This window comes from Streptomyces sp. NPDC050504 (assembly GCF_044458065.1).
Lineage (GTDB): Bacteria > Actinomycetota > Actinomycetes > Streptomycetales > Streptomycetaceae > Streptomyces.
Genome location: NZ_JBITHO010000008.1, coordinates 34,297 through 58,294, shown reverse-complemented (window position 1 = coordinate 58,294; position 23,998 = coordinate 34,297). Strand labels below are relative to the sequence as shown.

General features: G+C 73.7%; 24 protein-coding genes. 15 read left to right on the top strand and 9 right to left on the bottom strand.

Annotated elements, in window-relative coordinates; genetic code table 11:
* Positions 1-186: 186 nt before the first annotated feature.
* From ACIBNE_RS28440 to ACIBNE_RS28430, 3 genes are all read left to right on the top strand, one after another.
* On the top strand, positions 187-1,785 hold the full coding sequence (locus tag ACIBNE_RS28440) for an ABC-F family ATP-binding cassette domain-containing protein (RefSeq protein ID WP_399276442.1): 1,599 nt from the start codon (positions 187-189) through the stop codon (positions 1,783-1,785).
* Between the two features lie 351 nt (positions 1,786-2,136).
* A complete protein-coding gene (locus tag ACIBNE_RS28435; RefSeq protein WP_006123601.1) occupies positions 2,137-2,358 on the top strand; it encodes a helix-turn-helix domain-containing protein in 222 nt (73 codons plus the stop codon).
* Positions 2,359-2,493: 135 nt separating this feature from the next.
* Positions 2,494-3,300 (top strand): enoyl-CoA hydratase/isomerase family protein, encoded by an 807-nt coding sequence (locus tag ACIBNE_RS28430; protein ID WP_399276440.1) that lies wholly within the window; start codon positions 2,494-2,496, stop codon positions 3,298-3,300.
* Between the two features lie 135 nt (positions 3,301-3,435).
* Here ACIBNE_RS28430 and ACIBNE_RS28425 read toward each other — a convergent pair whose 3' ends face one another.
* On the bottom strand, positions 3,436-4,047 hold the full coding sequence (locus ACIBNE_RS28425; RefSeq protein WP_399276438.1) for a hypothetical protein: 612 nt from the start codon (positions 4,045-4,047) through the stop codon (positions 3,436-3,438).
* Between the two features lie 82 nt (positions 4,048-4,129).
* Between ACIBNE_RS28425 and ACIBNE_RS28420 the strand changes: the two genes are divergently transcribed.
* The 5 genes from ACIBNE_RS28420 (at position 4,130) to amaP (ending at position 6,461) form a co-directional block, all read left to right on the top strand.
* The gene (locus tag ACIBNE_RS28420; protein ID WP_399276436.1) at positions 4,130-4,588 is read left to right on the top strand and encodes an Asp23/Gls24 family envelope stress response protein; all 459 of its coding nucleotides are present in this window, start codon (positions 4,130-4,132) and stop codon (positions 4,586-4,588) included.
* 94 nt (positions 4,589-4,682) lie between these two features.
* The gene (locus ACIBNE_RS28415; protein ID WP_399276434.1) at positions 4,683-4,883 is read left to right on the top strand and encodes a hypothetical protein; all 201 of its coding nucleotides are present in this window, start codon (positions 4,683-4,685) and stop codon (positions 4,881-4,883) included.
* 6 nt (positions 4,884-4,889) lie between these two features.
* A complete protein-coding gene (locus tag ACIBNE_RS28410) occupies positions 4,890-5,261 on the top strand; it encodes an Asp23/Gls24 family envelope stress response protein (RefSeq protein ID WP_399276432.1) in 372 nt (123 codons plus the stop codon).
* Complete coding sequence (locus ACIBNE_RS28405) at positions 5,258-5,866, top strand: DUF6286 domain-containing protein (protein WP_399276430.1); 609 nt, start codon at positions 5,258-5,260, stop codon at positions 5,864-5,866. The genes ACIBNE_RS28410 and ACIBNE_RS28405 overlap by 4 nt, the downstream gene beginning before the upstream one ends.
* 16 nt (positions 5,867-5,882) lie before the next feature.
* A complete protein-coding gene (gene amaP, locus ACIBNE_RS28400) occupies positions 5,883-6,461 on the top strand; it encodes an alkaline shock response membrane anchor protein AmaP (protein WP_399277143.1) in 579 nt (192 codons plus the stop codon).
* Between the two features lie 117 nt (positions 6,462-6,578).
* On the opposite strand, the gene ACIBNE_RS28395 is transcribed toward amaP, so the two are convergent.
* The 6 genes from ACIBNE_RS28395 to ACIBNE_RS28370 all read right to left on the bottom strand — a co-directional run bounded on the left by ACIBNE_RS28395 (position 6,579) and on the right by ACIBNE_RS28370 (position 12,143).
* A complete protein-coding gene (locus ACIBNE_RS28395) occupies positions 6,579-7,334 on the bottom strand; it encodes an SDR family oxidoreductase (RefSeq protein WP_399276428.1) in 756 nt (251 codons plus the stop codon).
* A 4-nt stretch (positions 7,335-7,338) separates the two neighbouring features.
* Positions 7,339-9,138, bottom strand: a complete 1,800-nt coding sequence (locus ACIBNE_RS28390; RefSeq protein ID WP_399276426.1) for a glycoside hydrolase family 15 protein — start codon at positions 9,136-9,138, stop codon at positions 7,339-7,341.
* Positions 9,139-9,224: 86 nt separating this feature from the next.
* Positions 9,225-10,013 carry an SURF1 family protein gene (locus ACIBNE_RS28385; RefSeq protein WP_399276424.1) on the bottom strand — a complete coding sequence of 263 codons (789 nt, stop codon included), beginning with the start codon at positions 10,011-10,013 and terminating at the stop codon, positions 9,225-9,227.
* A 131-nt stretch (positions 10,014-10,144) separates the two neighbouring features.
* A complete protein-coding gene (locus ACIBNE_RS28380; protein WP_005319131.1) occupies positions 10,145-10,378 on the bottom strand; it encodes a hypothetical protein in 234 nt (77 codons plus the stop codon).
* A gap of 54 nt (positions 10,379-10,432) precedes the next feature.
* Entirely contained in the window at positions 10,433-11,446 is a 1,014-nt protein-coding gene (locus ACIBNE_RS28375) for a DEDDh family exonuclease (protein ID WP_399276422.1), read from the bottom strand.
* A 25-nt stretch (positions 11,447-11,471) separates the two neighbouring features.
* Positions 11,472-12,143, bottom strand: a complete 672-nt coding sequence (locus tag ACIBNE_RS28370; protein ID WP_399276420.1) for a TetR/AcrR family transcriptional regulator — start codon at positions 12,141-12,143, stop codon at positions 11,472-11,474.
* Positions 12,144-12,264: 121 nt separating this feature from the next.
* Between ACIBNE_RS28370 and ACIBNE_RS28365 the strand changes: the two genes are divergently transcribed.
* From ACIBNE_RS28365 to ACIBNE_RS28350, 4 genes are read left to right on the top strand one after another with little or no spacing between them, the layout of a single operon-like run.
* A complete protein-coding gene (locus ACIBNE_RS28365) occupies positions 12,265-13,074 on the top strand; it encodes an acetoacetate decarboxylase family protein (RefSeq protein WP_399276418.1) in 810 nt (269 codons plus the stop codon).
* A 1-nt stretch (position 13,075) separates the two neighbouring features.
* The gene (locus tag ACIBNE_RS28360) at positions 13,076-13,960 is read left to right on the top strand and encodes an SDR family NAD(P)-dependent oxidoreductase (protein ID WP_399276416.1); all 885 of its coding nucleotides are present in this window, start codon (positions 13,076-13,078) and stop codon (positions 13,958-13,960) included.
* Positions 13,961-13,970: 10 nt separating this feature from the next.
* A complete protein-coding gene (locus tag ACIBNE_RS28355) occupies positions 13,971-15,263 on the top strand; it encodes an amidohydrolase family protein (protein WP_399276414.1) in 1,293 nt (430 codons plus the stop codon).
* Positions 15,264-15,266: 3 nt separating this feature from the next.
* Positions 15,267-16,514, top strand: a complete 1,248-nt coding sequence (locus ACIBNE_RS28350) for an amidohydrolase family protein (protein ID WP_399276412.1) — start codon at positions 15,267-15,269, stop codon at positions 16,512-16,514.
* A gap of 26 nt (positions 16,515-16,540) precedes the next feature.
* Here ACIBNE_RS28350 and ACIBNE_RS28345 read toward each other — a convergent pair whose 3' ends face one another.
* On the bottom strand, positions 16,541-19,696 hold the full coding sequence (locus tag ACIBNE_RS28345) for an NACHT domain-containing protein (protein ID WP_399276410.1): 3,156 nt from the start codon (positions 19,694-19,696) through the stop codon (positions 16,541-16,543).
* A gap of 82 nt (positions 19,697-19,778) precedes the next feature.
* Between ACIBNE_RS28345 and ACIBNE_RS28340 the strand changes: the two genes are divergently transcribed.
* Genes ACIBNE_RS28340 through ACIBNE_RS28330 form a run of 3 tightly spaced genes read left to right on the top strand, consistent with a single transcriptional unit; the run spans position 19,779 to position 22,438 of the window.
* Positions 19,779-20,717 carry a sterol desaturase family protein gene (locus ACIBNE_RS28340; protein WP_399276408.1) on the top strand — a complete coding sequence of 313 codons (939 nt, stop codon included), beginning with the start codon at positions 19,779-19,781 and terminating at the stop codon, positions 20,715-20,717.
* Positions 20,714-21,376 (top strand): lysoplasmalogenase, encoded by a 663-nt coding sequence (locus ACIBNE_RS28335; protein WP_399276406.1) that lies wholly within the window; start codon positions 20,714-20,716, stop codon positions 21,374-21,376. The genes ACIBNE_RS28340 and ACIBNE_RS28335 overlap by 4 nt, the downstream gene beginning before the upstream one ends.
* Positions 21,377-21,394: 18 nt before the next feature.
* Positions 21,395-22,438 carry a zinc-dependent alcohol dehydrogenase family protein gene (locus ACIBNE_RS28330; protein ID WP_399276404.1) on the top strand — a complete coding sequence of 348 codons (1,044 nt, stop codon included), beginning with the start codon at positions 21,395-21,397 and terminating at the stop codon, positions 22,436-22,438.
* 72 nt (positions 22,439-22,510) lie between these two features.
* Here ACIBNE_RS28330 and ACIBNE_RS28325 read toward each other — a convergent pair whose 3' ends face one another.
* The gene (locus ACIBNE_RS28325; RefSeq protein WP_399276403.1) at positions 22,511-23,980 is read right to left on the bottom strand and encodes a CoA transferase; all 1,470 of its coding nucleotides are present in this window, start codon (positions 23,978-23,980) and stop codon (positions 22,511-22,513) included.
* Positions 23,981-23,998 lie beyond the last annotated feature (18 nt).

Below are 23,998 nucleotides of genomic sequence, written 5' to 3'. Positions count from 1 at the left end.
CCGCCCCTTTTGCGGCACCTGTACGGATGCGGCGCGGATGCCGCCGAAAGGGCGGGACGCGACCGAAAAGCAGTTGCAGGACACCGTTAGACTGGGCCGTATGGCAATTCTCCTTGTGCATTAGACGGCGTCGAAGAACATCCGCCCGTCGTCCTTCCGCCGTCCACACCGCCCTGGAGTCTTCCCGTGATCACCGCATCCGGCATCGAGCTGCGCGCCGGCGCCCGCATCCTCATCGAGTCCGCCTCGTTCCGCATCGCCAAGGGCGACCGCGTCGGCCTCGTCGGCCGCAACGGAGCGGGCAAGACCACCCTCACCAAGTGCCTCGCGGGCGAGGGCATCCCCGCGGCGGGCACCATCTCGCGCTCCGGCGAGGTCGGCTACCTCCCGCAGGACCCGCGCACCGGCGACCTCGACGTGCTGGCCCGCAACCGCATCCTCTCGGCCCGCGGCCTCGACGAGATCCTGCGCAAGATGCACGAGAACGAGGACCGGATGGCGAACGGCAAGGGCGCCACCCGCGAGAAGGCCATGAAGAGGTACGAGCGCCTGGAGACGGAGTTCCTCACCAAGGGCGGGTACGCCGCCGAGGCCGAGGCCGCCACCATCGCCGCCGCGCTCAACCTCCCCGACCGGGTGCTCGGCCAGCCGCTGCACACCCTCTCCGGCGGTCAGCGCCGCCGCGTCGAGCTCGCCCGCATCCTCTTCTCGGACGCCGACACCCTGCTCCTCGACGAGCCGACCAACCACCTCGACGCCGACTCGATCGTCTGGCTGCGCGACTACCTCAAGACGTACCGCGGCGGCTTCATCGTGATCTCCCACGACGTCGACCTCGTCGAGACCGTCGTCAACAAGGTGTTCTACCTCGACGCCAACCGCTCCACGATCGACGTCTACAACATGGGCTGGAAGCTCTACCAGCAGCAGCGCGAGGCCGACGAGAAGCGCCGCAAGCGCGAGCGCCAGAACGCCGAGAAGAAGGCCGCGGCCCTCAACGCGCAGGCCGACAAGATGCGCGCCAAGGCCACCAAGACCGTCGCCGCGCAGAACATGGCCCGCCGCGCCGACCGCCTGCTCTCCGGCCTCGAAGCGGTCCGTGCCCAGGACAAGGTCGCCAAGCTGCGCTTCCCCGAGCCCGCGCCCTGCGGCAAGACCCCGCTGATGGCGGAGGGCCTGTCCAAGTCGTACGGCTCCCTCGAAATCTTCACCGATGTGGACCTCGCCATCGACAAGGGCTCCCGCGTCGTCATCCTCGGCCTCAACGGCGCGGGCAAGACGACCCTGCTGCGCCTCCTCGGCGGCGTGGAGAAGCCCGACACCGGCGAGGTCGTCGAGGGCCACGGCCTCAAGCTCGGCTACTACGCCCAGGAGCACGAGACCCTGGACCCGGACCGCACGGTCCTGGAGAACATGCGCTCGGCGGCGCCCGACCTCGACCTCGTCGAGGTGCGCAAGACGCTGGGCTCCTTCCTCTTCTCGGGCGACGACGTCGACAAGCCCGCCGGGGTGCTCTCCGGCGGCGAGAAGACCCGGCTCGCCCTGGCCACGCTGGTCGTCTCGTCCGCGAACGTGCTGCTCCTCGACGAGCCCACCAACAACCTCGACCCGGCCAGCCGCGAGGAGATCCTCGGCGCGCTGCGCACCTACAAGGGCGCCGTCGTCCTCGTCACGCACGACGAGGGCGCCGTGGACGCGCTCCAGCCCGAGCGCATCATCCTGCTGCCCGACGGCGTCGAGGACCTGTGGGGCGCCGACTACCGGGACCTGGTGACCCTGGCCTGACCGGCCGGTATTCATGTGCCGTGCATTGATCCACTCCGTATGGATCATTCGGCCCACGGGTGATCCTTCATCTGAGTGAGTGCGTCTCGTACCGCGGCGTGGCGACCCGTCCGGTGCCGTCTCACGGCGTCACGTCGTGCTGACTCTCTGGATACGGCCCTGACCTGGCACTTCCCCTGAACGTTCGCCTCCGGACACGCTCCGGAGCGAGTGGAACAGAAGATTCCGTTCGTGACGGAGCGTCCGATCCGCGTAAAGCCTTATGGACGGACCTTGCCGAATGGGTGGCCAGGAAGCCCCAGAGGGGTGATCATGAGAAGTCCAGAGCGCACTTCCCATGAGGAGGCACGGGTGGCCGAGACTCTGAAGAAGGGCAGCCGGGTTACCGGCGCCGCGCGCGACAAGCTCGCGGCAGACCTGAAGAAGAAGTACGACTCCGGTGCGAGCATCCGGGCGCTGGCCGAAGAGACCGGCCGCTCCTACGGATTCGTGCACCGGATGCTCAGTGAGTCCGGAGTCACGCTGCGGGGACGCGGCGGAGCGACACGAGGCAAGAAGGCCGCTTCGGCCTGACGGCCGGAGAAGGGCCCGGGTCCCACCGGTTTCGGCGGTGGCCACCCGGTCTGCCGTGCGGCCGACCGGGTGGTTACTGTTCAGTCACTTAGCTGCTCGACCGCTGACTGACTGCACCCGACCCCGGAGGCACCCATGAACACGCCCGACTCCGTGCTCGACAACTCCGTGCTCGACAAGGACGGTGTACGACTCACCGTCGAGGACGCCGTTGCCACGGTGACACTGACCAACCCCGCGAAGCGCAACGCCCAGTCTCCCGCTCTGTGGCGGGCGTTGACGGAAGCGGGGCGGTCGCTGCCGGGCAGCGTGCGGGTCGTGGTGCTGCGCGGCGAGGGCCAGTCCTTCTCCGCGGGCCTCGACCGCCAGGCGTTCACGCCCGAGGGCTTCGACGGCGAGCCGTCGTTCATCGACCTCGCGCGCGGTTCCGACGAGGCGCTCGACGCCGAAATCGCCGCCTACCAGGAGGCGTTCACCTGGTGGCGCAGGAACGACATCATCTCCGTCGCCGCCGTCCAGGGGCATGCGATCGGTGCCGGATTCCAGCTCGCCCTCGCCTGTGACCTGCGGGTCGCCGCCGAGGACGCGCAGTTCTCCATGCGCGAGACCAGCCTGGGGCTCGTCCCCGACCTCACCGGCACGCACCCGCTCGTCTCCCTCGTCGGCTACGCCCGCGCGCTGGAGATCTGCGTCACCGGACGGTTCGTCCGCGCGGACGAGGCGGAGCGCACCGGCCTCGCCAACCTGGTCGTGCCCGCCGAAGAACTCGACGGTGCGGTACGGGACTTGGTGGCCGCGCTCGTCGCCGCGCCGCGTGACGCGGTGATCGAGACCAAGGCGCTGCTGCGCGGCGCCGCGGGCCGCACCTACGAGGAGCAGCGCGTCGCCGAGCGCGCCGCACAGGGCCGCCGCCTGCGCGACCTGGCGGGCCTCGCCGAGTAGGCGCTCCGCGGGAAGCGGGAAGCGGGGCGCGTCGTCCGCGAGTCGGCGGGCGCTGGTCACGCAGCTCCCCGCGCCCCCGCGGGGGCGCGGTCCCGGCCGGGCTTCACCCGAACGGCCCCCGGCCCCGCCCCCGCCTCACCCCGCCCAGGTGATCAGCACCGCCACCGGACGCCCCACCGCGTCGCGCACCCCGCGCGCCACGTCCAGCGCCCGCCGCTGCCCGGTCGTCGCCACCTCCACCAGGCGCTCCGAAGCGCCCAGCACCGCCGTCAGATGCGCGACGCCCGGCACCGCGAGCACCACGGGATCGGCGCCGCGCGCCTTCGGCGGGGCCCCCGCCCGCGGCGGGCCTGGCGCCTCGTCCAACAGCTCCGTCACCCGGACGTCCACCTCGGTGACCAGCAGGCCGAGCCGCTCGTCCGCGGCCGTGAGCAGCGCGCGGCGCAGCGCTTCGGCCGTCGTGGGCAGCGGCGCGTCGAGCGTCGCGGCGCACTCCGCCTCGGCCCGCAGCACCCCCGGCGGCAGCGCGCTCGGCGGCGGCGTGACCGGCGTCGCCGCCTGGTGAGGGGCGCCGGCGAGCCCCAGCCGCAGCGTGCCGACCTCCGCGCCCGGCACGGCACGCGCGGCCGCCGCGCGGAGCACCGCGACCGCCGCCCGCTCGGTGATCCAGGCGCCGTCGGCCGCCCCGCCGAGCGGCAGCAGCCTGCCCAGGCCCACTCTTCTCCGTACCGCGTCCGCAGTCGTCATTGCCCCAGCCTGCCGCATCCCCGGCGCGGTTCGGGGCATCCGCACTTAATGTGGGCAACGGAGCAGAAAGGGGCACAAGCTCATGACTGACACGGCACAGGTCAAGGAGCGGGAAGCGGGCGCCAAGGAGCCCGTGAAGCGGGGCGGCGGCGACCCCGCGAGCCGGGGCAGGACCACCATCGCCGACGGCGTCGTGGAGAAGATCGCCGGGCTCGCCGCCCGCGACGTGGTCGGCGTGCACGCCATGGGCAGCGGGTTCGCCCGCACCTTCGGCGCCGTCCGCGACCGCGTACCGGGCGGCAACAAGTCCGTCACCCGAGGGGTGAAGGCCGAGGTCGGCGAGGTGCAGACGGCGCTCGACCTGGAGATCGTCGTGGAGTACGGCGTCTCCATCGCCGACACCGCGCGCGCCGTGCGCGAGAACGTCGTCGCGGCGGTCGAGCGGATGACGGGCCTGGAGGTCGTCGAGGTCAACATCGCGGTCAGCGACGTGAAGCTGCCCGACGAGGAGGAAGAGGAGCCGGAGCCCCGGCTCCAGTGAACCGGCCGGGCCGCCCGGCCCCGTCGTGACCGGTCGTGGCCGGGCACGGCCGATCGCGGCCGGGCGCGGCGCTTCAGCGGTGGAGGAGTGAGGCATGAGCATGGCAGTGGTCGGCCTGCTGGCCGGCATGGGGCTCGGCTTCGCCGGGTACTTCGGCGGCTTCGGGGCCTTTCTGCTGGTCGCGGCCCTGGGCGCGATCGGCTTCGTGGCCGGGCGGTTCCTGGAGGGCGATCTGGAGCCCGGCGACTTCTTCCGGGGCCGCGAGGGCGGCGGACGCGGCGACAGGCGACGGTGAGGCGCCGTGGCTGACCGGGTCGAAGCGGGCGGGCGGGGAGAGACGCGGATCGCCGACCGGGTCGTCGCGAAGATCGCCGCGCAGGCCGCGCGCGAGGCGCTCGACGCGGCGCCGGACGGCGGACCCTCCGGGGTCCCGGACGGCGCCGCGCCGCCGCACGCGACGGTGACGGTGCAGCGGGGCAGTGCCCGTGTCCGGATCAGCCTGGAACTCGGCTACCCCTGCGACATCGGCGGTGCGTGCGGCGCCGTGCGTCGCCAAGTCTCCCAGCGGGTAAAGGCGTTGGCGGGAATGGAGGTGCCCGAGGTGGCGGTCCAGGTGGAACGGCTGCACGCCTTCGAGGCCCGTACGGCCCAGGGGAGGGAGAGAGTCCTGTGACCGTCGAACTCGACCAGTCCGCTTCGTCCGCCGCCTACGAACCGGTGCCGGTGCTCCAGGACACCGCCGCCCGGCGCTTCTGGTCCGCGCGCCGGATCCCCGCCGGGCTGCTCGCCCTGGCGGTGGCGGGCGGCGCGGGCCTGCTGCTCTACGACATCGCGGCGGTGCGCGCCGAACGCCCCGCCATGGAGTGGCGCCGCACCCTCGCGGCCGAACTGGCCCGGCGCCCCCTGGACGACACCTGGGTCCTCGCGGGCGCGGCGGGCGCCGTACTGCTCGGCGTCTGGCTGCTCGTCCTCGCGCTCACCCCGGGGCTGCGCGGACTGCTGACCATGCGCGGCGCGCAAGGGCTGCGGGCCGGGCTAGACCGGGGTGCGGCGGGCCTGCTGCTGCGGGACCGGGCGCTGGAGGTGCCGGGAGTGCGGTCGGTACGGGTGCGGGTCGGGCGGCGCAAGGTGGCCGTACGGGCCCTCGCGCACTTCCGCGAGCTCGACGACGTGCGGACCGACCTGGACGCCGCACTGGGCGCGGCGCTCGGAGAGCTGGGTCTCGCCAGGCCGCCCGGCATGGCGGTGCGGGTGACGCGTCCCAAGGGCAAGGGGTGAACGGATCGTGCGGAGCGTGCTGAAGAGCGTCAACCGGGTGGCCGTCGGGGCGGCGGGGCTCGTACTGATCGGCGTCGGCGGCGCGGTGCTGGCCGCCGGGCTCGGTCTGTCCGTACCGCACTGGTGGCCCTTCGACGGGCGCGACGACGTCCTGCTGAGCGCGGCGGACCGGGGCCGGTGGCGCGACGAGGGCTGGTGGTGGCCCGCGGTGATCGGCTCCCTCGCGGTGCTCGCCCTGCTCGGCCTGTGGTGGCTCCTCGCGCAGCTGCGCAGGGCGCGGCTCTCCGAGGTCCTGGTGGACAGCGGGGACGGCGAGGGCGCGCTGCTGCGGGGCCGGGCGATGGAGGCCGTACTGACGGGCGAGGCGCAGGCGCAGGAGGGCGTGGCGCGGGCCCGGGTGGCGCTGACCGGGCGGCGGTCGGCGCCGGAGGTCCGGATGGCGCTGATGCTCGAACCGCACGCGGGGCCGGGGGAGGCGGTGGCGCGGCTCGCGGAGGGAGCGGTGGAGCACGCGCGCGGCTCGGCGGGGCTCGCGCGACTCCCCACGGAGGTACGGGTGGGAGCGGTACGGCACGGGGGGAGCCGGGTGCAGTAGGAGGCGTGGTGGGCGGGGCGCCCCCCCGCGACGTACCCGCCCTGCCCCCCCGCGCGACGTACCCGCCCTGCCCCCCCCCGCGACGTACCCGCCCCGCCCGTCCCCCTGCCGCGCCTTCTAGAACCCGTGCCTGGCGCCGCCGTCCACGGGCAGCATGACGCCCGTCAGGTACGACGCCGCGGGCGACAGCAGGAACGCCGCCGCCCGCCCGAACTCCTCCACCGCCCCGTACCGCCGCAGCGGAATCCCCGCCTCGGCCTCCGCGCGCGTAGCCGCCGGATCGTCCGACAGGGCGTCCAGCTCACGGATCCGGTCCGTTTCGATGCGCCCGGGGAGCAGCCCGATCACCCGGATGCCCCGCGGCCCCAGATCGTTCGCGAGGGACTTCGCGAACCCCGCGAGCCCCGGCCGCAGGCCGTTGGAGACCGTCAGCCCCGGAATCGGCTCGTGCACGGAGCCCGACAGCACGAAGCCGATCACCCCGCCCTCGCCCAGTGCGCCCGCCGCCGCCCGAGCCAGCCGCACCGCCCCGAGGAACACCGAGTCGAACGCCGCGATCCACTGCTCGTCCGTGTTGTCCGTCGCCGACCCCGCGGGCGGCCCGCCCACGCTGATCAGCACCCCGTCCAGCCGCCCGAAGCGCTCCTTCGCGGCGGCGACCAGGCGCTCCGCGGTCGCCGGGTCGGCGTTGTCCGCGGCGATGCCCGCCGCGCCCTCGCCCAGCCCGGCGGCCGCGTCGGCGACCGTCTTGCCGTCCCGTCCCGTGACGACGACGCGTGCGCCGTCCTCGACCAGTGCGCGCGCCGACGCGTTGCCGAGCCCCCGGGTGGCTCCGGTGACGAGGTAGACGCGGTCCTTCAGCCCAAGATCCATGGGCTCATCCTGCCGCGTCCTCCGACAGGAGGGCCAGTGCGGTGCCCACGAGGCCGATGTGGCTGAACGCCTGCGGGTAGTTGCCGAGCTGCCGCCCGGACACCGGGTCGTACTCCTCCGCGAGCAGCCCGACGTCGTTGCGCAGGGCGAGGAGCCGCTCGAAGAGCTCCCGCGCCTCCTTCTCCCGCCCCGTCATCCGCAGCGCGTCCGCCAGCCAGAACGAGCAGACCAGGAACGTTCCCTCGCCGCCCGGCAGCCCGTCGACCGCGGTGCCCCGCGCGGGCCCGGTCTCGGTGCTGTAGCGGCGTACGAAGCCGTCCTGACCCAGCTCGGCGCGCACCGCGTCGACCGTGCCCACCACCCTCGGGTCGTCCGGCGGCAGGAAGCCGACCCGGGGGATCAGCAGGGTCGCCGCGTCCAGCTCCCGGGAGCCGTAGGACTGGGTGAAGGTGTTGCGCACCGGGTCGTACCCCTTCTCGCAGACCTCCCGGTGCACCTCCTCGCGCATCGCCCGCCAGCGCCCCGCGTCGCCGCGCAGCGAGGGGTCCGCCTCCAGGGTCCGCACGGCGCGGTCGGCGGCGACCCACGCCATCACCTTCGAGTGGACGAAGTGCCTGCGCGGGCCCCTGATCTCCCACAGGCCCTCGTCCGGCTCGCGCCACTTCGCCTCCAGGAAGCCCAGCAGGCTCAGCTCCAGGTTCCAGGCGTGCGGCTGGGCGTCCAGACCGGCCTCCCGCGCCAGGTACAGCGAGTCGACCACCTCTCCGTACACGTCGAGCTGGAGCTGGCGCACCGCCGCGTTGCCCGTACGGACCGGTGCGGAGCGTCCGTAGCCCGGCAGCCAGTCCAGCTCCGTCTCGGGCAGCCTGCGTTCGCCCGACAGTCCGTACATGATCTGGAGGTCGGCGGGGTCGCCCGCGACGGCGCGCAGCAGCCAGTTCCGCCAGGCGCCCGCCTCCTCCACGTATCCGGCGGAGAGCAGCGCGCCGAGGGTGAGGGTCGAGTCGCGCAGCCAGCAGTAGCGGTAGTCCCAGTTCCGCACGCCGCCGATCTGTTCGGGCAGCGAGGTGGTGGGGGCCGCGACGATGCCCCCCGTGGGGCGGTAGGTGAGCGCCTTGAGGGTGATCAGGGAGCGGATGACCGCCTCGCGGTAGGGGCCTTCGTAGCGGCAGCGGCCCGCCCACTCCTCCCAGTCCTCCAGCGAGTGCTCCAGCGCCTCGTACGGGTCGATGAGATCGGGCCGCGGCCGGTGCGAGGGGTGCCAGGTGAGGACGAACGCCACCTGCTCGCCCGCGGAGACTTCGAACGACGAACAGGTGCTGTACTGCTGGCCCCACGTCTTGACGTGGGGCTCGCTGCGCAGCCACACCGAGTCGGGGCCCGCGACCGCCGCCCGGTGCCCGTCCGAGCGGCGCACCCAGGGCACCACCGAGCCGTAGTCGAAGCGCAGCCGCAGCGTCGACGCCATCTCGACGGTGCCGCTGACGCCCTCCACGATCCGTACGACGTCGGGGGCCTCGTCGCGCTGCGGCATGAAGTCGACGACCTTCACGGTGCCCGTGCGGGTCTCCCAGAAGGATTCGAGGACGAGGGTGTCGCCGCGGTAGCCGCGCCCCGTGCACTCGCCGGCGCCTTTGGGCGCGATCCGCCAGTGGCCGTTCTCCTCGTCGCCGAGCAGCGCGGCGAAACAGGCCGCCGAGTCGAAGCGGGGCAGGCACAGCCAGTCGATCGAGCCGTCGCGGCCGACCAGGGCGGCGGTCTGCAGATCGCCGATCAGGGCGTAGTCCTCGATGCGTGGGGTCACGCAGGGGCGTGTTCCCGCGGCGCCGCGCGGTTAAGCGGGAAAGATGACCACCGCCGGGCGGGAGCGCCGGCCACCGCGCCGTGCGGTCAGGCGGCTGAGCCCACCGGCTCGGTGGTGGCCTGCCGCGCCTGGGCGTCCCGGTCGCGCTTCTCGCGGCGTACGAGAACCACCCAGCCGACGGGTACGGCGGCGGCGAACAGCCACCACTGGACGGCGTACGCCATGTGGGCGCCGATCGAGTCGTGGTCCGGCTCGGCGATCACTTCGGGCCTGTTGTCGGCGGGCTCGGGGGCCGTCAGCTCCAGGTAGCCGCCGAGGACGGGGCGGCCGATGCGCTCGGCCTGCTGCTCGCTGTTGATGAGCATGATCTGCCGGGGCGGCAGCCCGCGCAGGTCCTTGATGCCGCTGGCCTTCGTCGTCTCGTCGGCCTTCAGCCGGCCCGTGACGGTCACCTCGCCCTTGGGGGCGGGCGGGACGGCGGGGTACTCCCGCTGGTCGGCCGCCGCCGGGATCCAGCCCCGGTTGACGAGGACCACCCTGCCGTCCTTGAGGACGAGGGGGGTCAGCACGTGGACGCCCGCGCGGTCGTCGTTGGAGGTCCTGCGGCGGATCACGACCTCGTGCTCGGTGTCGAACGTCCCGGTGGCGGTCACCGTCCGCCAGTAGTCGGAGCGCGGGACGGTGTGGCCGGGGGAGGTCAGCTCGGTCACCGGGACGGGCTCCGCCTTGACGCTGGCGGAGACGAGTTCGTTCTGGGCGACCCGGTGCTGGTGCCTGTGCAGCTGCCAGAAGCCCAGTTCGACCATCGCGGGGATGAGGACGAGGAAGAGCAGGGTGAGGAACACCCACTGCCGGGTCAACAGGAAGCGGTACACCCCATGACCGTACAACTCGGCCACGGGGCGGGGTCCGGCAGGGTGCGGCGGGCGCCCGTCAGGGCCTCGCCCCGGGCCGTGCGCCGGTCCTCGTCCCCGGCCTCGTCCCGGTCCTCGTACCCGGCCCGGTCTCAGACCCTGTCGACGATGCCCGCCCTCCCCTCGGCGCGGGCGCAGTGCGCACCGCAGTACCAGTGCCCCTCGGCCTCCACGCCCTGGCCGATGATCTGGACCCGGCAGTGCTCACAGATGGGTGCCATGCGGTGGATGGCGCAGGAGAAGCAGTCGAAGACGTGCACCGCGCCCTGCGCGTGCACCTCGAAGGACATGCCGTAGTCGTTTCCGCATACTTCGCAACGTGCCATGCGCCACAGGGTGCGGTGCGCGGTCCGTCGCGCGCGGGCGCCGCGCCAGATCCGTCACCCGTCCGCGCGGGCGGGCGCCACGTCGCGCAGCAGCTGGGTGAAGGCCGCCTCGTCGATGACCGGCGTGCCGAACGACTTCGCCTTGACGGTCTTGGACGTCGCGGAGTCCGGGTCGTTGGTGACCAGGAGGCTGGTGAGCCGCGACACACTGGTCGCCACGTGCAGCCCCGCCTCGGTCGCGCGGTCCTCCAGCAGCTCGCGGTCGATGGAGGTGTCCCCGGAGAACGCCACGCGCATCCCCTGCACCAGCGGCTTCTCGGCCTCGTACCGCCCGGGGTTGGGGTAGGGGCAGGCGGGGCGCTTGCGGGAGGGGCGCCAGCTGGTCGGGCGGTACGACGAGGAGGCGGCCGAGCCGTGCGTCGCCTGGTAGCCGATCCGGGGCGTCGCGGGTGACTGCGACCACTCCGTGAGGGGGCGGCATTCGAGGAGCGGCAGCCGCACGCCGCCGCGCGCCGCCGCGTGCAGACTCGGCCGGAACGCCTCGGCGAGCACGCGCGCGTCGTCGAGCGCGTGGTGCGCGCGCTGCTGGACGACACCGAAGTGGGCGGCCAGGGACTCCAGCTTGTGGTTGGGCAGCGGGAGCGCCAGCTCCTTGGAGAGCGCGATGGTGCACAGCCGCTGCCGCACCGGCGCCACGCGCTCCGCGCGCGCGTACTCCCGCGCCAGCATCGACCAGTCGAAGACGGCGTTGTGGGCGACCAGCACGCGGTCCGCGAGCCGCTCGGACAGCTCGCCGACGATCTCCGGGAAGAGCGGCGCGTCCGCGAGCACGTCGCTGGTCAGTCCGTGGATCCAGACGGGGCCCGGGTCCCGCTGCGGGTTGACCGTCGAGTACCAGTGGTCCTCGACGTTGCCCTGAGCGTCCAGCCGGTACACGGCGGCGGAGATTATCCGGTCGTCACGGCTGAGCCCGGTCGTCTCCACGTCGACGACCGCGTAACCCTGTGGGTACGCGGTCGGCCACGCTTGCGGCGCTGCTGCTGTCTGGCGGTCGTCGAGCATGGTCACAGAGGATACGGGCCGGGACTGACAGTCAGGGTCCCGACGGTGTGATCCGGTCGTCCCCGACGGCAGCGGGCGGGGTCAGCAGGGCGCTCACCAGGGCCCGTACGGAGGTCGTGAACAGCCGGTCCGGGTCGACGGGACGGGCCAGCGCGCGGGCGAGCGCCGCGTCCCGCGGCACGTCCCGCGCGGGAGGCGGGGCCGACCACAGGGCGCCCTCGCCCGGCGACTGCGCGGGCGCGCGCTCGCGGTTCCGTTCGACCAGCAGGAAGCCGACCACCTGGAACTGCACGGCCCGTACGGCGTCGGCCGCCGCCGCGCCCCGCAGCCCCGCCGCGTGCACCTCGCGCACGAGCGCCTGCTGGGCGGGGAGGAACATGCGCTCGGTGAGGCCCCGTTCGTGGACCATCGCGATCAGGTGGGGCCTGGCGCGCAGCTCGCGGCGCAGCCGCCGGGCGAGGGAGACGACGCGGTCGACGGGCGTGGTGCCGCGCGGCGCGATGGCGCCCATCTCCAGGACGGTGCGTTCGACGAGGGCGTCCAGCAGGGACTCGCGGTTGCCGATGTGCCAGTAGATCGAGGTGACCGCCGTGCCCAGCTCGGCGGCGAGCTTGCGCATCGTCAGGGCGGCGGGACCGTGCTGCCTGACCAGCGCGGCGGCGGCGTCCAGGACCTCCGAGCGGGTCAGCGCTGTGCGGGCCATGGCGCCTCCACCTTCCGTACGTGTCGGGGCAACTCCCGTACGTGCAGGGCTATTTACCCTTCATCCGTCCCGGTGTAACTGTGTTACAGGCTACTGGCGCCACGCAGAAGGGCGGTACGTCATGGCACGTGTACGGTACGGGGCCCGAACCGAGGCCGAGATCGCGGCCACGCGCGCGGCGGGCGCGAAGTCGCCCGCCGTCTGGTCCACCGGCGTGGTGGCCGTCTGGGAGAGCGACCCGGACGTCGTGGCGGCGGTGCTCCCGCCGCCCCTGAAGCCCGCCGAACAGCCCCTGGTGCGGGCGGTCGTCAGCAAGGTGGAACTGCCCGGCTACCCGCTGGGCGCCGGGTCCGTCGCCGTCGCGGCCGTCCACGACGGCGTGCCGGGCTGGTACCCGCTCGTCATGCCGATGACCCACGAGCGGGCCCTCGTCGGCGGCCGCGAGGTCTTCGGCGAGCCCAAGAAGCTGGGCGAGGTGACGGTCGAGCGGGACGGCCTCGTCGTGCGCGCCGCGCTCGCCCGGCACGGCATCGCCTTCGTGGAGGTGCGCGGCGCGGTGAGCGGCCCGCTGCCGCTGCCCGAACCCGCCGGGAGGACCGACTTCTACTTCAAGTTCCTGCCGTCCGTCGAGGGCGTCGGCACGGGCTCCGGATTCGACGCCGACCCGGTGCTGGTGCACTGCACCCGGCTGGAGCGGTTCCGCGCCCTGGAGAAGGTCACCGGTGACGTGGTGCTGCGCGAGTCGATGTACGACCCCGTCGCGGACCTCCCCGTGCGCCGCCTGGTCGAGATCACCATCGGCGAGAAGAGCACCGAACAGAAGGGCCGGGTCGTCGAGCGGGTCAGCGCCCGGGACCTCCTCCCGTACGTCCACCAGCGCTACGACGACCCGGCGCAGGTCCTGGACGGTCCGCCGGAGGGGAGCGCCTGACATGGAGCTGGAGGCGGGACAGGTCGCCGTCGTCACGGGAGCGGCGAGCGGCATCGGCCTGGCCATGGCCGAGCGGTTCGCCGCCGAGGGCCTGAAGGTGGTCCTCGCGGACGTCGAGGAGGCCGCGCTGGACAAGGCCGCCGCCCGGCTGCGCGGAAGCGGCGCCACGGTGCACGCGCGCGTGGTGGACGTCGGCGAGCGGGACTCCGTACGGGAACTGGCCGACGACGCGTACGCCACCTTCGGCGCCGTCCACGTGCTGTGCAACAACGCGGGCGTGGGGTCCGGCGCGGAGGGCCGCATGTGGGAGCACGACCCCAACGACTGGAAGTGGGCCTTCGCGGTCAACGTGTGGGGCGTCTTCCACGGCATCCAGGCGTTCGTCCCCCGCATGATCGAGGGCGGCGCCCCAGGACACGTCGTGAACACCTCCTCGGGCGACGGCGGGATCGCGCCGCTGCCGACCGCGTCGGTGTACGCGGTGACCAAGGCGGCCGTGGTGACGATGACCGAGTCGCTCTACGCCCATCTGAAGGCGGAGGGCGCGGCGGTCGGCGCGTCCGTCCTCTTCCCCGGTCCGCACATGCTGCGCACCGGACTGTGGGAGTCGCACCGCAACCGCCCCGACAGGTACGCCAAGGAGCGCCCGCGCAGGACCCCGTACCGCAGTCTCGACCAGTGGGAGGCGGCGATGCGGGAAGCGGGCCGGGAGGTGGAGTTCACCCCCGTCGAGTACGTCGCCGAGGTCGTCGTGGAGGGGATCGGGGCGGACCGCTTCTGGCTGCTGCCGCCGAGCGAGCACAGCGACCGCCAGATCAGGGCACGGGCCCGGTCGATGCTCGACCGCGCCGAACCGTCGTACCTGGAACGCTTCGTCCTCGACTGAGGGGTTCGTCATGAGCGGCACGAGCGAACGGCACGACCCTTATCTGATCATCTCCTCCGACTGCCACGCCGGGCTGCCCACCGAGCGGTACCGGCCCTATCTGGACGCCCGCTTCCACCGCGCCTTCGACGAGTTCCTGGCGGGCCGAGGAGCCCGCAGGGAGGCCATGACCCGGCTCGGCGTGCGCAACGAGGCGTTCGCCGACAAGTGGTTCGCCGACAACGAGGAGGGGCTGCGCGGCGGCTGGGACAGCGCGCGGCGGCTCAAGGAGCTCGACGGCGACGGGGTCGCGGCCGAGGTCGTCTTCCCCGACGCGGACGCCGTCGACAGCAGGACCGCCGCGCCCTTCGGCGTGGGCCTCGGGCTCTCCGGGGACCAGGACCCCGAGCTGGGCATGGCGGGCGCCCAGGCCCACAACCGTTGGCTCGCGGAGTTCGTCGCCGAACGCCCCGAACGGCACTGCGGGGTCGCCCTGCTGCCGGTCACGGGCGAGGTGGACCGGGTCGTCGCGGAGGTCCACCGGGCCAAGGAGTCGGGCCTCGGCGCGCTGATGATCCCGTCCATGTGGGTCGACAAGGAGCCGTACCACGACCGCCGTTACGACCCCGTGTGGGCCGCCGCGGCCGAGACCGGGATGCCGGTGGTCACCCACTCGGGGGCGGCCCCGCGCCACGAGTACGGCGACCACCTCGGCATCTACGTCTCCGAGGTGACCTGGTGGCCGGCCAGGCCGCTGTGGTTCCTCCTCTGGTCGGGCGTGTTCGAACGGCACCCCGGGCTCAGGTTCGGCGTGGCCGAGTCCGGCTGCTGGTGGCTGCCGAACCTGCTGTGGTTCATGGACCGCCTGTACCTCGGCGCGCACGGCGGCAAGAAGCTCTCGCCGTTCTCCTCGATGAAGCGCCCGCCGAGCGAGTACCTGGACCGGCAGGTCTTCGTCTGCGCCACCAACACCAAACGGCGCGAGCTGGCGCAGCGGTACGAGATCGGGGTCGACAACATCCTGTGGGGCAGCGACTTCCCGCACCCCGAGGGCACGTGGCCGCGCACGCGCGCGTGGCTGCGCGACACCTTCCACGACATCCCGGTGACCGAGACGCGCCGCATGCTGGGGCTCGCGGCGGCCGAGGTGTTCGGCTTCGACACGGCGGAGCTGGCCCCGCTGGCCCGCCGCATCGGCCCGACCCCGGCCGACCTCGGCCAGCCCGCCGACCAGGCGGCCGTCGAGGCGTCCTGGGCGCGCTCGCGCGAGGTGGGCCGCCACTGGCTGACCGACCACGACTTCCCGGCCCTGGGGGTGAACTGAGCGATGGACAGCGCCGACAAAAACGCCAGGTACACCGTGATCTCCGCGGACTGCCACGCGGGCGCCGACCTGCTCGACTACAAGCCGTACCTGGAGCGGAAGCACCACGACGAGTTCGACGCCTGGGCCGCGGCGTACGTCAATCCGTACGAGGACCTGCTCGCCGACACCGCCGACCGGAACTGGAACTCCGGGCGGAGGGTCGCGGAACTGGAGGCGGACGGGATCGTCGCTGAGGTCGTGTTCCCGAACACGGTCCCGCCGTTCTTCCCCTCCGCCTCCCTCCTGGCCCCCGTGCCCACGCGCGAGGAGTTCGCACTGCGCTGGGCCGGGCTGCGGGCCCACAACCGTTGGCTCGCGGACTTCTGCTCGCTGGTGCCCGGCCGCAGGGCGGGCGTCGCGCAGCTCCTCCTCAACGACGTGGACGAAGCGGTCGCGGAGGTGCGCCGCACCAAGGAGGCGGGGCTGACGGGCGGGATCCTGCTGCCGGGCGCGCCCCCCGGCTCCGGGGTCCCCGAGCTGTACGCGGCCTCGTACGACCCCTTGTGGGCGGTCTGCGCGGAACTGGACGTGCCCGTGAACCACCACGGAGGGTCCGCGTCCCCGCCGCTGGGCGACGAACCTGCGGCGCGGGCGGTCTTCATGGTCGAGACGACCTGGTTCTCGCACCGGGCGCTGTGGCACCTGATGTTCGGCGGGGCGTTCCGCAGGCACCCGGCGCTGCGGCTGGTCCTCACGGAACAGGGCTCGGGCTGGATCCCGGGGGTCGTGGAGATGCTGGACTACTACCACGAGCGGCTGGTGGCGGCGGTGCGGCCGGGCGGTGCGGCGTCGGCCGAGTCCAAGTTCGGCGCGGGGCTGGCCGCTTCGATGGGGGCGCGGCCGAGCGAGGTGTGGCGGGACAACTGCTACGTGGGCGCGAGCTTCATGCGCCCGCACGAGGTGCCCCTGCGGGACCTGATCGGCCTCGACAAGATCATGTGGGGCTGCGACTACCCGCACGACGAGGGGACGACCCCGTACTCCCGCGAGGGCCTGCGCATCGCCTACGCGGGCCTGCCGAGGGACGAGGTCGCCGCGATGGCGGGCGGGAACGCGGCGCGGGTGTACGGCTTCGACCTGACGCTCCTGGACGCCCTGGCGGCCGTGCACGGCCCCACGGTGGCCGAAGTGGCGGAGCCCCTGAAGGAGGTCCCGTCCGGAGCCACCAGCCCGGCGTTCGCGCCCGGGGGGTCGGTGCGGGTGTGGTGAGGGCCCGCGGCTGAGCGCCCGGGGACTCACACGAGGTACATCCCCGAGGTCCGTTCCCTGCGCAGCCGTCCGGGAGGGAACGCATCGGCGCCGGACACCTCGGTGTCGTCCTCGACGGTGACGACCAGGTCCGGCAGGTCGGCGAGCGGCGAGAGGTCGATCGGGCCCTGGGCGTCGCACCCGGCGAGCCGCAGGCCGGTGAGCCGGGACAGCGAGCGCAGCGGATCCAGCGGGCCGGTGAGACGGCACCGCCCGAGCCACAGCGTGGTGAGGTCCTGGTGGTGCGCCAGGGCCTCGGGGAAGAGGGCGGGGACGTTCCGGCACTGGAGCGTGGACAGCCGGAAGGGGAAGGCGGTGGCGGCCAGTTCCGCGAACTGGCCGTCCCCGTGCAGGGAGAGCCACTTCAAGCGGCTCCACCGCGCCAGTCCGTCCAGGCCGATCCCGCCCGCTTCGTCGAAGAGGCCGAGCGCTTCCAGGCCCGACGGGAGGGGCAGGTCTCCGACGGACCGCAGGCCGGCGGGGAAGTCCAGGCACAGCCGCTCCAGCCGGGGGAGCGCGCCGAGGGGTTCCAGGGACCGCAGGGAGCCGAGGTCGTTGAGGTGCAGGCGCTCGATGCCCGTACCGGCGATCGGGGCGAGGTCCGACACGGCGGGGCACCCGACCAGCCCCAGGCTCCGCAGCTTGGGGAGCGCGCCGAGCGGGGTGAGGTCGTCGATGAGCGGGTTCGAGTAGAAGTGGAGCCACTCCAGGTCCTCGTGGAGGGGGATGTCGCGGAAGGGGGCCTCGACCATCAGGTACCAGCGGGTGAGGTGGCGCAACCGGGGCAGGGCGCGCAGCTGTTCGGGGGTGCGCACCTCCAGGTGCACACCGGTCAGACTGGTGCGGGACAGCACGGTGTCGACGTACTTCCGGGTGTCGAAGTGCGCCCAGCCCGCACTGATCTCCAGACCGACCTCGACGCGGGTGTCCGCCGCCAGCCCCGCCAGCAGGTCCAGGGCCCTGTCCCCGCCCACCCGGACGGCGGTCCTGGTGACCGCGGCCGCCGTCCTCTCGTCCAGCCCCTGCGGCGCGGGCAGCAGTTCGAGCACCAGCTCCCCGATCTTCGCCAGCTCCTCGGCCCGGTCGAGGGTGCGCGGCGGGAGCAGTTCCTCGGTGCACTCCTGGATCTGCGCCCGCACCGCGGGGTCCAGCTCAGGCGCGTGCTCCACGCACGCCGCCGCCAGCAGGACCAGCCGCGTCCGGTGGCCCTTGACCCGGTCCGCCCGCCGCAACAGCCCGCGCAGCAGGTCGGCGCGTTCGTCCGCACGGGCGTGGCCGACCGCCATCCGCACCACGTCGTCCCACTGGTCGTCGTGCGCGTGCCGGACGAGGACGCCGAAGTCCCGCCCCTCCACCGCGGCCCGCGCGCCCAGGTAGTCCCGGAAGGTGCGGTGCACGAAGTCGACCGTGCCTGGGCCCGGTTCGCGCAGCAGGCCGGTGCGGATCAGCAGGTGGTTGAAGACCTCTTCCGGCTCCGCCGCGATCTGCGGCATGGCGGCCAGCCGCGTGCCGACCAGCTCCACCGCCTCCGCCCTGGCCACTTCCACCTGGTCGTTGCGGATCAGCCAGTACGCGAGGTGCTGGAGGAGCGCGGTCTGTTCGTCCCTGGACAGGGTGACGCCCTCGACGCCGGAGACGTCCCGCTCCAGGTCCCGCCGGACCAGCAGCATTTCCAGCGCCGCGTCGTACAGCTCCTTGCGGGCCCGCGGCAGGTGCATGCGGCGGTCCCGGTTGAGCGCGCACAGCAGGGCGCACATCAAGGGGTTGGTGGCCAGCCGCTCCAGGTCCCCGCGGGTCATCACGGCCTGGACCAGCGACCGTTCGTACGTCGCGAGGGCGGCCTGGTCGGCGGGTTGCTCGCGCACGGCGGAGCGGTGCCAGTGCGCCACGAACTCCCTGATGTCCTCGCGCGTCATCGGCAGCAGCGAATGGGCCGTGAACCCCTGGCCCGTCAGCCAGTCGTGGGCCACCGCGGACGGCCGGGTCGTCACGACGTAACGGGCCTCGGGGAAGGCCGCGACGAGCGAGCGCAGCCAGCCCTCCGTACGGGCGCGCATCCGGGCCGGGATCTCGTCGACTCCGTCCACCAGCACCAGCGCCCGGCCGTCCGTCATCAGCCGCTCCACCCAGTTCGGCGGGGCCGAGCCGTGCAGCGGTACGCCGGCCGCCCGCAGGAAGTCCGCGGGGCCGGGCAGCTCGCCGGTGGGCGCGAAGGAGCGCAGCCGCAGCACGAAGGGCACGCAGCGGTTGAGGCCGGCCAGCTCGCCGGTGAAGGAGCGGCGGGCCGCGTTCAGGGCCAGCCACTGCACCAGGGTGGACTTGCCGGATCCCGCGGGGCCCCGCAGCAGCACCCGCCCGGACGGCGCGACGGCCCGCTCCACGCGGACGGCGGCCCGCCCCGTGAGCGGTGTCCGAGCGCCCTCCCTGCCGTCGGTGACGCCCAGGCTCACGTACGCCGCGTCCAGCTCCCACTCCCGGGCCGACCGCCCCAGGGTCAGTCCGAACAGCTCCAGCCGCCCGTGCGTCGCCGCCACGTACCGCGCGTACCGCTCCTCGAACTCCAGCGCCACCGCCTCCGGCCGCCGCTGCGCCCGTTCCGCCAGCTCCTCCACCGCGTCCCGGGTCCGCCCCGCCACGCGCGCCTGCTCCACCGCCGCCCGTGCCGCGAACCACGGCTGGGACGTGGCCCGTTCGATCACGTGCGCACAGCACAGGACGAGCAGCTCGTCGTACAGCTCCACCGCCCGCGCGCTCAGCCCCGCGTCCGGCGCCCGCAGCTCCGCGGCCAGCAGCTCGGGCCGCAGGTCCACCGCGAACAGCCGCTCCGCGTCGATCTCGCCCGCCCGTGCGAAACCGTCCCGCACGGCGTCGGCCGCCGCCAGCCGCTCGTGCTCGGGCAGATCCGCGTACGGACCCGTGGCGAGCCGACGGCCCAGCACCGCCGCCAGCCGCTTGGCGCGGACCCCGTCCGCCACCAGTGCCGCGCCGGGCCGCGGCACCAGCAGCGACTTCGCCACCGCTCCCAGTACCGTCCCGGCCAACCGCAGCAGCACGACTTCCAGCCCCTGGACCACCCCGACGCCCCCGTCCTCGTGTGGCGACGAGACTACGGCTCCTCCCGCGCCCGACTTGGTGGAAGTCACCAAAAGCTGCTGACAACCCGTCTCTCATACTTGTCGGTAACAACCTCTAGCGGCCGCCGGTCCCCGCCTCTACCGTGCTCGCATGTCCCCGAACCCGCCCGACGTCGTGCTGTGGTCCATACCCGCGTTCGTCCTGCTCACGGTCGTCGAGATCGTGAGCGTCCGCATCCACCCCGACGAGGACGCCGCCGGGTACGAGACGAAGGACGCCGTCACCAGCGTCACCATGGGGCTCGGCAGCCTCGCGTTCGACCTCCTCTGGAAGATCCCGATCGTCGCCGTCTACACCGCCGTGTACGAACTCACGCCGCTGCGCGTGCCCGTCCTGTGGTGGACGGTCCCGCTGATGCTGCTCGCGCAGGACTTCTTCTACTACTGGTCCCACCGGGGCCACCACGTCGTCCGCGTCCTGTGGGCCTGCCACGTCGTCCACCACTCCAGCCGGAAGTTCAACCTGACCACCGCGCTGCGCCAGCCCTGGACGACCTGGACCGTCTGGCCGTTCTACCTCCCGCTCATCGCGCTCGGCGTGCACCCCGCCGCGCTCGCCTTCTGTTCGGCGACCAACCTCGTCTACCAGTTCTGGGTCCACACCGAGCGGATCGGCAAGCTGCCCAGGCCGATCGAGTACGTGTTCAACACGCCCTCCCACCACCGGGTGCACCACGCCTCCCAGGGCGGCTACCTCGACCGCAACTTCGGCGGCATCCTGATCGTCTGGGACCGGCTCTTCCGCTCCTTCGTACCGGAGACCGAACGGCCCGTCTTCGGCCTCACCAAGAACATCGACACCTACAACCCGCTGCGCGTCGCCACCCACGAGTACGCCGCCATCGCCAAGGACCTCAGGGCCGCGACGAGCTGGCGCGAACGGGCCGGTCGGGTGTTCCGGGGGCCCGGCTGGCAGCCGGCGCCACGGACGGAGGGCCCCGGGAACAAGGGCCCTGAGAACAAGGGCCCCGAGAACGAGGGTCCCGTGAGCACCCGCACCGCCGCCCCCGCCCCGGAGCGCGCCGCATGAGGACCCGTACCGACCTCTCCGCGCCCCTCGTCGGCGCCTTCGCCCTCGCGGCCGCCGTCGACCTCGGATCGCTCCTCGCGGGCTGGGACCTCGGGCACACGATCGCCAAGCCCCTGCTGATGCCCCTGCTCGCCGCGTACGCCGTGACGCGCGGCGCGCCCCGGCTGCTGGTCGTCGCGCTGCTCTTCGGGTGGGGCGGCGACGTGTTCCTGCTGTCCGACGCCGACTGGGCGTTCCTCGCCGGCATGGGCTCCTTCGCGGCGGGCCACGTCTGCTACCTGTGGCTCTTCGGACGGGTCCGCACCCACCCCAAGGCCGCGCCCGCCTACAGCGTGGCGTTCGTGACCACCGTCGCGGCGCTGTGGCCCGACCTCCCCGCCGACCTGCGCGTCCCCGTCGCCGGATACGCGCTGCTGCTCACCGTCATGGCGCACAGGGCGGGCGGACTGGGCGTCGCGGCGGGAGCCGGCGGAGCGCTCTTCCTGCTGTCGGACACCCTCATCGCGACCGGGGTCGCCGAATGGCCCCAGCTGCCCGCCCCCGACTTCTGGGTCATGGCCACCTACTGTGCGGCGCAGTACCTGCTGACCAAGGGAGTGCTGGACCGGAGCGCGGCGGTGCCCGCGCAGGCGTACCGTGAATCGAGCACCAGTTCCTGACCTGCAAGGACCCGTACCATGCGCGCCACCGTCATCCACGCCCCGCACGACATCCGCGTGGAGGAGGTGCCCGACCCCTCCGTCCGGCGGCCGACCGACGCGGTCGTACGGGTCCTGCGGGCCTGCGTCTGCGGCAGCGACCTGTGGGCGTACCGGGGGGAGTCCGCCCGGGAGCCGGGGCAGCGCATCGGCCACGAGTTCCTGGGCGTGGTCGAGGAGGTGGGCGACGCGGTCGCCGGGTTCCGTACGGGCGACCTGGTCGTGGCGCCGTTCGTCTGGTCCGACGGCACCTGCGAGTACTGCGCCGAAGGTCTGCAGACCTCCTGTCCGCGGGGCGGGTTCTGGGGCTCGGTCGGCTCCGACGGCGGCCAGGGCGAGGCCGTCCGGGTGCCCTTCGCCGACGGGACCCTGGTCAAGCTGCCCGCAGCGGCGGTCTCCGACGACCGGCTGCTGACCGCGCTGCTGGCCCTCTCCGACGTGCTCGGCACGGGCCACCACGCCGCCGTGGGGGCGGGCGTGCGGCCCGGCGCGACGGTCGCGGTCGTCGGGGACGGCGCGGTCGGCCTGTGCGGCGTCCTGGCGGCCCGCCGCCTCGGTGCCGAACGGATCATCGCGCTCGGCCGCCACACGGCGCGCACCGACATCGCGCGCACGTTCGGCGCCACGGACGTCGTCGCCGGGCGCGGGGACGCCGCCGTCGACGCGGTGCGCGAGCTGACCGGGGGACAGGGCGCGCACGCCGTGATCGAGGCGGTCGGTACGGAACAGTCGATGCGCACCGCCGTCGGGATCACCCGGGACGGCGGTGCGATCGGCTACGTGGGCGTGCCGCACGGCAGCGGAACGGGTCTCGACCTGGGCGAGATGTTCGACCGCAACATCGCGCTGCGCGGCGGCGTCGCCCCCGTCCGCGCGTACATCCCCGAGCTGCTGCCCGACGTGCTGGACGGCACGGTCGACCCGTCGCCCGTCTTCGACCTGACCGTCGGTCTTGACGGGGTCCCCGGCGGCTACAAGGCGATGGACGGGCGGACGGCACTGAAGGTGCTCATCAAGCCGTGACGGTCGAGCGGTGACCGTCAAAGCCGTGACGGTCGGGCCGTGACGGGCCCGCTCACGGCCCGAGGGACCCGCTCACACCCACTGCGCCGCGTCCGCGCCCCACACCCCCGCGGGCCGCGCCCAGTCGGTCGGCCCGCCGTCGAAACGGACGGCGGGCAGGGCGTACCGCAGCGAGCCCGTGGGCGCGTCCGCCCCGGTCATCCAGGGCTCGGGGGAGTACGGCTGAGAAGGACCCGAAACCGCTGACCCCGGCCGCTCCGGAGCACCCGCCCCTTCCGGCAGCTCGTGCAGCAGCCAGTGCGCCGTACGGGCCAGTGCCAGCCGGGCCACGCGGGAGCCGCCCGCGGCCCGCTGCTCGGTCACCGCCCGCAGGACGGCCGCCGCCATCAGATAGCCCGTCCCGTGGTCCAGCGCCTGCGCGGGCAGCGCACCCGGCTCTCCCGCACCGCCCTCGACCGCGGCGATGCCCGTCGCCACCTGCACCAGGCTGTCGAAGCCGCGCCGCCCGCCCCAGGGGCCCTCCGTGCCCCACGCCGAGACCTGCGCGACCACCAGCCCGGGGCGCCGCGCCGCCAGGTCGGCAGGGGCCAGGCCGAAGCGGTCCAGCGCGCCGGGGCGGTAGCCGGTCACCACCACGTCGGCCGACGCCAGCAGCGACTCGAACACCGCGCGGTCGCCAGCGGCGGCCAGGTCCAGCCGGGTCGAACGCTTGCCCATCCCGGTGTCGTTGTGCGCGTCCTGGCTCTCCGGGAGGCCCGGCGAGTCGATCCGCAGCACGTCCGCGCCGAGCAGCGCCAGCGTGCGCGTCGCCACGGGCCCCGCGAGCACCCGCGTGAGGTCCAGCACCCGAAGACCGGCGGCGGGCAGCAGCGGCCCTTCGGGAAGCGGAGCCGACTTCCGTACGGGAGAGTCGTCCAGGCGCTCCAGGGACAGCAGCGGACGCGCCGCGAGCGCCCTGGCCTGCTCGCCCGCGCCCCACTCGGCGACCGTGCGCGCCGCGACCGCGAGCCCGCCCGCCGCGTACACCGCGTCCTCCACGTCCCGCGCCGCCCCGGCCCCGATCGCCGCCTCGACGTCCGCCGCGCCCGCGTCCGCGGGCAGTCCGAGCGCCGTGAGCAACCGCTCCCTGTGGTGCGGGTAGTTGGCGTGCGTGCGCACCCAGCCGTCGGCCGCCCGCCAGAACCTGGACAGCGGGGCGAACGTCGTCGGGGCGGCCCCGTCCAGCCGCACCAGCCGGTCGCTGAGGAAGGCCGCGCCCACCGCCCCGTCGTCCACCCGCACCCGGGGCACGCCCGACCCGGCGCGGTCCGCCGCGAGCTCCGCGGCGGCCAGCGCGCACGCGGCGACCGTCGACCTGGCCAGCTCCATGACGGGCAGCCGCGCGGACAGTCCGCCGCCGCCCCCGTACCGGACCCGGGACAGCAGGGCGGCACCGCCGCCGAGCGCGGCCCAGGCCCGAGCGGTGCCCGCGCCGGTCCCCGTGTCCACGCCGGTCCCCGTACCCGCGCCCACGCTCGATTCCGTACCAGATATACGCGTCATGCAGGCACTATGCACGAA

Excerpts from the sequence above, each read along its gene's own strand:
- ACIBNE_RS28430 (WP_399276440.1), top strand. The coding sequence starts at position 2,494 with ATGAACACGCCCGACTCCGTGCTCGACAACTCCGTGCTCGACAAGGAC.
- ACIBNE_RS28425 (WP_399276438.1), bottom strand. The coding sequence starts at position 4,047 with ATGACGACTGCGGACGCGGTACGGAGAAGAGTGGGCCTGGGCAGGCTG.
- ACIBNE_RS28420 (WP_399276436.1), top strand. The coding sequence starts at position 4,130 with ATGACTGACACGGCACAGGTCAAGGAGCGGGAAGCGGGCGCCAAGGAG.
- ACIBNE_RS28415 (WP_399276434.1), top strand. The coding sequence starts at position 4,683 with ATGAGCATGGCAGTGGTCGGCCTGCTGGCCGGCATGGGGCTCGGCTTC.
- ACIBNE_RS28395 (WP_399276428.1), bottom strand. The coding sequence starts at position 7,334 with ATGGATCTTGGGCTGAAGGACCGCGTCTACCTCGTCACCGGAGCCACC.
- ACIBNE_RS28380 (WP_005319131.1), bottom strand. The coding sequence starts at position 10,378 with ATGGCACGTTGCGAAGTATGCGGAAACGACTACGGCATGTCCTTCGAG.
- ACIBNE_RS28370 (WP_399276420.1), bottom strand. The coding sequence starts at position 12,143 with ATGGCCCGCACAGCGCTGACCCGCTCGGAGGTCCTGGACGCCGCCGCC.
- ACIBNE_RS28365 (WP_399276418.1), top strand. The coding sequence starts at position 12,265 with ATGGCACGTGTACGGTACGGGGCCCGAACCGAGGCCGAGATCGCGGCC.
- ACIBNE_RS28360 (WP_399276416.1), top strand. The coding sequence starts at position 13,076 with ATGGAGCTGGAGGCGGGACAGGTCGCCGTCGTCACGGGAGCGGCGAGC.
- ACIBNE_RS28355 (WP_399276414.1), top strand. The coding sequence starts at position 13,971 with ATGAGCGGCACGAGCGAACGGCACGACCCTTATCTGATCATCTCCTCC.
- ACIBNE_RS28350 (WP_399276412.1), top strand. The coding sequence starts at position 15,267 with ATGGACAGCGCCGACAAAAACGCCAGGTACACCGTGATCTCCGCGGAC.
- ACIBNE_RS28340 (WP_399276408.1), top strand. The coding sequence starts at position 19,779 with ATGTCCCCGAACCCGCCCGACGTCGTGCTGTGGTCCATACCCGCGTTC.
- ACIBNE_RS28335 (WP_399276406.1), top strand. The coding sequence starts at position 20,714 with ATGAGGACCCGTACCGACCTCTCCGCGCCCCTCGTCGGCGCCTTCGCC.
- ACIBNE_RS28330 (WP_399276404.1), top strand. The coding sequence starts at position 21,395 with ATGCGCGCCACCGTCATCCACGCCCCGCACGACATCCGCGTGGAGGAG.
- ACIBNE_RS28325 (WP_399276403.1), bottom strand. The coding sequence starts at position 23,980 with ATGACGCGTATATCTGGTACGGAATCGAGCGTGGGCGCGGGTACGGGG.